At 37.1% G+C, this 6064-nt stretch carries 4 protein-coding genes; 2 read left to right on the forward strand and 2 right to left on the reverse strand.

The annotated features are described in order from the left end of the window. Positions 1-204 precede the first annotated feature (204 nt). Complete coding sequence (locus ACQYAC_RS04105; protein WP_429942787.1) at positions 205-1230, forward strand: protein rep; 1026 nt, start codon at positions 205-207, stop codon at positions 1228-1230. An 810-nt stretch (positions 1231-2040) separates the two neighbouring features. Here ACQYAC_RS04105 and ACQYAC_RS04110 read toward each other — a convergent pair. Together ACQYAC_RS04110 and ACQYAC_RS04115 are read right to left on the reverse strand one after the other, a co-directional pair. Then, positions 2041-2448 carry a hypothetical protein gene (locus ACQYAC_RS04110; protein WP_429942788.1) on the reverse strand — a complete coding sequence of 136 codons (408 nt, stop codon included), beginning with the start codon at positions 2446-2448 and terminating at the stop codon, positions 2041-2043. Between the two features lie 391 nt (positions 2449-2839). Beyond that, entirely contained in the window at positions 2840-3313 is a 474-nt protein-coding gene (locus ACQYAC_RS04115; protein ID WP_110487812.1) for a DUF3967 domain-containing protein, read from the reverse strand. Positions 3314-4659: 1346 nt separating this feature from the next. On the opposite strand from ACQYAC_RS04115, the gene ACQYAC_RS04120 reads away from it, so the two are divergent. Further along, complete coding sequence (locus ACQYAC_RS04120) at positions 4660-5778, forward strand: Rap family tetratricopeptide repeat protein (protein ID WP_341032649.1); 1119 nt, start codon at positions 4660-4662, stop codon at positions 5776-5778. Positions 5779-6064 lie beyond the last annotated feature (286 nt).

Genomic DNA, 6064 nt, shown 5'->3' on the forward strand with positions numbered 1-6064 from the left:
GGGCGATTTTGACGGAGTCAGAATCGTGTCTTTTCTTATCTTGATACATATAGAAACATTGTCATTTTGAAAAAGTGCGATAAATTCAATGGTGTCAAGGCTTTAAAGGCATTTTGACAGCACAAAACTCCATCTGCTATTATTAAGGTGTCGAATCTTAAATAATAGAATGCTAGAGAACTAGCGCAGAAGGAGTTTTTTGCTTTGTTATATTCATCTGAATCGAATTATAGCATCCTTGAGGACAAAACCGCAACAGGTAAAAAGCGGGATTGGCGAGGGAAGAAAGTGAGATCGTCATTGATGGCGGCTCATTATGAAGGACTTGAAAAGCGTACCGGTGCGCCTTACTACGGGAAAAAGGCAGAGAAAGTATGTGATTGTGCGGAATGTCTTGCGTTTAGAAGAGATAAAGAAACGGGCAGACTACGATTATATCAAGCCTATTTTTGTAAAGTGAGGTTATGCCCTATGTGTGCGTGGCGAAGGTCATTGAAAATTGCTTATCACAATAAATTGATCGTTGAAGAAGCGAATCGACAATATAAGCCTGCATGGATATTTCTCACGTTGACAGTGAAAAATGTTGAGGGCGACCATTTAAAACAAACAATTACTGATATGATGCAAGGTTTTAGAAAGCTGTTTCAATATAAAAAAGTGAAATCTGGAACACTTGGTTTTTTCAGAGCTTTAGAGATTACGAAAAATCATGAAGAGAATACATATCATCCACATTTTCATGTCTTAATTCCAGTGAAGCGAAGTTATTTCACAGGGAAAAGCTATATCAAGCAAGCAGAATGGACAAGCCTTTGGAAGCGTGCCATGAAATTGGATTACACACCGATTGTGCATGTGCAGCGGGTCAAAGGAAAAAAGGGAATCGATGCGGAAGCGATTGAAAAAGAAGTCCGCGAAGCGATGGAAGAACAAAAGGCGATTCTTGAAATCTCGAAGTATCCTATCAAGGATACGGATGTGATACGTGGGAATGAGGTGACCGAGGAAAATTTGGATACGGTCTATTACTTGGATGGTGCTTTAGCTTCCAGAAGGCTGATCGGTTACGGTGGGATCTTGAAGGAAATCCATCAGGAACTCAATTTGACGGATGCCGAGGACGGCGATCTTGTTCGGATTGAGGAAGATGATGATGAGGTAGCCAATGAGACGTTTGAGGTCATGGCACGTTGGCATGTTGGTATTAAGAATTACATAATTACATAAAAAAGCAGGCTTTTAGTTAGCCTGCTTTTTTTGATATGGTTATTGATTTATTGAAAAAAATAGATTGTAGCATAAACTTATTTATACAAATCATGGGAATGGAAGAGCTATGTGAAGTATTGTGGATATGCTTATAAAAAAATATGAATAAAATCTCCCTGTGATGGGAGATTTTTAGATTGTGGTGATAAAAAGATAAAAACAAATAATTAAAATAAGACTAAGCGCTGTATAGAATATTATCTTTCCTATTTTGCCAATGAAGTATATATTGGATAACGTGAAAAATAATATTGATATGACTGTTAGAAATATATAAAATTCTTTTGTTTTTTTTGTATTCATAAATGTTCCTAGTGACTGATTTGACGAATATGATTGAGTAATAGGAGATAAAGCTAGTCCTATAAAAATGAATATGCCTATTATGTTAATTAATGTTCTAGAACTTATTGTTTTTGTATGTTCTTTCATTTTAAATCCTCCTATTTTCTTTTAAAGCTTCTTTTAGTTGTTTGTCGTTAATTTCAAAAAGTTCTTTCTCTAATGATTTGATAGAGTGCCATGTTTTTTGGTTATCCATATAATTTCACCACCGTCTCGTTCACTATACAATCATACCTTGATTGTTCTTTTTGTATCAATTTGTTGAAAAATACGATGTATTAAGAAAAAAGGAACAATAGGAGAGGTTTAATAATTTTACACAAAGTGTATTAAATAATTATGGTGTTGGGGCTCTAATTGTTTTGATAATTTTATAAATAAAAACGAAAAATCCTAGATTTGTTAATCTAGGATTTTTCGTTTTTATTTATAATGCCATAATTGGAGAGTGTATGAAGTTAGTGGTTCACGTGTTGGTAAAACTATAAATTCAGCACTTTTGTTAGATCCGTCGATGTAAGGTTTTGCATTGAAATTAACACATTTATTGTTGCCGATGAAAACAGCGTTAAGAATCAGTTTCGATTGTTGAACTCCTTTGCCATCGTTATCGTATACATCAACTCGTAAGCCGCCGAATTGATCTTTCAAACAGATTCTTGCTTTTCCTGTTTTGACTCCATATAGTTTTATACCATTAGGGCCCACTCTACTTGACACTTTTTTTGAGTCTACTAATTTCCATGAAGCTGCCTCAGCATAACTGTTACCCATAGTAAAAACTGAGATACATAATAATAATGCTACAAAATATTTAATAATTTTGTTCATATAGATTCTCCTTATCTTTCTTTTATAGATTCCAATTTTAAAGTTATATCATCTCTATTACCAATACAATGCATTTAAGATAAATTTAAGCAGAAATGTTTTTTGTTTGCGGTGTCCGCAATCATTTTTTTTATTTTTTAGAGCTTCGTTTTGAGGAATATTTTTGTGGTAGAATCCGTTCACTGTGGAGGTGAATGTGATGACGATTGTAATTAATGTGATGGATTTAGGAGCATTCATTATTTGTACTTTGCTGTTCATTGCATTGTGGTTTGAAGAATCAGAAGAAGCCAGCTATTAAGTCGGCTTCTTCTTTACACGCTTGACGGAAATCGAGAGATTTTAGCACTCACACAGGCGTGTGTATAAGTGCGCCATTTTCATGGGTGTCCTATTTCCAAAATTGCCACCACTTTTTTTGTTGAGCAGCAGCAATCATTTTTTTTGTTTCAATGGATTCTTTCAAAGCGAGCATGAGATTTTCATCTCGCTTTTTTTGCTGTTCTTCAAATTGTTCGAGTCGTTTTAGGATGGCACGATTGAATTCTTCTTGTCTTTGAATGAGATCGGCGACATTGACATCTTGTAGCGGTGTAGCGGTATCCGATATGGACAAGTTTGACCGATACAAGGTCGCTACAAGTTTGGCTACTTCTTCTAGTGATTTACCACTCAATTTAGAGTGTGTGTATATATACTCCATAGCGGATAAATCGGACTCATTATACTGACGCCATCCCTTAGTGTCTCTGGCGAAATTATAGCCATTTTTCTCAAGCATGGCGGCGTATTTGCGTATCGTGACGCTGGAGACATTGAGCTTGTTTGCAATGTCTTGTGAAGAAAGATAGGTTTCGGGTTTCATAGCGGGTTCACCTCTTTATGATTCATTCGCTACGGTATACGCTACGCCCTCCTAGATCAAAAGGCAAAATGTTTTTGTTTTGCGTAGCGGGTTGAAAGAGAAAAAATTTGATAAGTGTCGCCGGAGACATTTAGGAAAAGGTGAAAAGAGCATAAGGGAAAACTGCAACCACTTTATGTTTGAAATCCCAGTGTGATTTGTTTCGTGGCGGTTGCGATTTTTGAAAGGAATGTGCCTAAAAATGAAATTCTGACACACCTTTTTTTAGGAGAAAAATGCGGTAATGTGGCAGAAACGGCAAAACTGCCACACCATAAAAAGGAAAAGTGAGAAGAATTGAGTAACGTTTTGTGTTTGAAAAGGAGCGCACCTGCACACAAAGAAAGGGAGCGTTTTGCAAAAAAATCAGTAGCAACAAGGGTTCAAAAGCTTTGAATTAAGTTTCGTGTTTGTTTTGTGTTGTTTCGGAAAAGTGTGCACTCAAAAGGAGCGTTACTGTTTAAAAAATGGAGTGAAAAACATTCGGCATGAGTCAACGGTAAGCGGAACGAAAGTGAGCATTAAGGAGTTGACTCATTCACCACACCCAAAGCCTATTGATTCAAACAAACCCCGTTTGTTTGCGCCCGCCGAAGGGGCATCCCCCGAAGATCGGGGGTAGGGGGTTTGAATATTTGCGATCCAACGGGCTTACCGTTGGCGGGTTTGGGCAGAGCCCGAAAAGAGTCACTGGAGAACCAGTGCCCACTTATGCACCTAAATAGGTGCTGTGGGTTTTCTCTCCGTTCAAAGCAGAATGCGAGGCATTGTACCGTTGGCATGAAAGAGTCAAAAATGATAAGATTAAAGAAATATTTGTGCGTTTGTTTTGTTTGGCGAAGGTGCGCAGCGGAAGACGACGACAGTCGTCGAGTGGCAACGAAAAGCGAAGCACCGAGAGCCAAACGTGAACCCCCCCCACTCTAACAGGGGGGTACTACGGAAGAAAAAAACAAATTGAAGCTAGTCATAGCAATGGATTGACTCGTTTTGAGTTTGTGACAAAGATTGATTTGAATGATTAAACCTATAAAAATATCAAGGCTGTATTTCAAAAATGCCGTTGAGAGCGTTCAGATTCGATTCTGAGCGCTTTTATTTTTGTTCAGGTAATTCAAATAGGGGGATGAGTTAAAAACGCTTATAAGGGCTTTAAATGCGTTTTTTCGTTTTGTCTGCTGAATTCATTTTAAAAAACGTTTGCGAGATACCGAAAATTTTCAAAAATGGAAACGCAAGCAAGTTATAGCCGTATTTCATGTGCTAGGATTTAACATAAAAAAGCGATGTATCGGGGGATTGATGGTATGGGAACTATTGCAGCGCCTGTGGTTGGTCAGAAGATTAATGAGTGGTATCGACATATCAAAAGGTTGAATGTGACAGATGCAGAGATTCTCCGTAACGAAGTTAAGAATGAACTGGATTTGATGGAGGAAGACGAACAGGTTGTTCTTTATTTTCAGCTAATGGAATTTCGCCATGAACAGATGCTTGAATACGTAAATCCATCAAAAAATACTGTCAACAAAGCTGATTATTTGAGAGCTGTCGAAGGTGAAGGGAAAAGGCTTACTGGTATTATGGAGTACTACTTCAATTTTTTCAGAGGGATGTATGAGTTTTCTAAAGGGGAGTACATAAAAGCTATTACATTTTATCGCTATGCTGAAAGAAAACTTGATAAAGTAGCTGATGAATTGGAGCGTGCGGAGTTCTTTTTCAAAATGGCAGAAATCTTTTATCACATGAAGCAAACACATCTATCTATGTATTATGTTGAACAGGCGTATCATGCTTATAAGGCAAACAGTATATATCAAGTTAGGTTAATCCAGTGTAGATTCGTGATTGCGGGAAATTATGACGATCTGGTCAGTTATGAGAAGGCACTTCCCCATTTGAAATTAGCTTTACAGGAATCTATTGCACTTGGCCATGATTACATTACGACTAAGGGTTTGTTGAATTTAGGAAACTGTTTTAATAAACAAGATGATGTTGCGAAAGCAACAGTATATTACCAACGTGCATTAGAGTTAGGCGAGAAGATCGGTGCTAAAGAGGTTGTACAAGCTTGTTATGATTTAGCCATCATTTTCTTTAAGCAGGGACTAAAGGAAGAAGCTCTTGACTATTGTGTGAAGGGAAAAAGCTATGCTGAAAAGTATGATGATTATATGTTTGTCGATCTTTTTAATGTGCTTCATGAGTTATATGTGACGGTTTCACCTAGTGTTGAAGTCAATCAAAAATTCGATCAACTTTTATATAGTCGTGGTTATCCTTATTTAGAAGACCTAGCTTTAGAGGCTGGAAGATTTTATAATGACATAGAACGACTGGATGATTCTGTATTTTTTTACAAGAAGATGATCCAAGTTCAGAAACTGATTCAAAGGGGCGATTTTGAATATGACGTTTAAAAAAATTATGGCTGCCGTTTTGATTTTAGCTGTGGCTGTTGCGCCAGTTTATGGTTTAGCGACGCAAGATAACAGCGTTTCTGTTGCTTCAAGGAATGCAACATGATGTATTGAATTTAATTTGTAACATGAAAATGACAGACCTTTAGGGTCTGTTTTTTTGTTGTGCAGCATGGTTCAAAAATCAAAAAAAAATCTCCCCCTGCGGGGAAATTTGGTTTAGTCTTTGGTCTTTTAGGTTTTGAGGTTTTGGTTTTTAAAAAGATGGCGGTTTCGCCAGCTTTTT

Source organism: Bacillus sp. MM09(2025) (genome assembly GCF_050496725.1).
Classification (GTDB): domain Bacteria; phylum Bacillota; class Bacilli; order Bacillales; family Bacillaceae; genus Bacillus; species Bacillus pumilus.

Bases quoted from the DNA above. Each gene is read 5' to 3' on its own strand.
- ACQYAC_RS04110 (WP_429942788.1), bottom strand. From the start codon at position 2,448: ATGAACAAAATTATTAAATATTTTGTAGCATTATTATTATGTATCTCA.
- ACQYAC_RS04115 (WP_110487812.1), bottom strand. From the start codon at position 3,313: ATGAAACCCGAAACCTATCTTTCTTCACAAGACATTGCAAACAAGCTC.
- ACQYAC_RS04120 (WP_341032649.1), top strand. From the start codon at position 4,660: ATGGGAACTATTGCAGCGCCTGTGGTTGGTCAGAAGATTAATGAGTGG.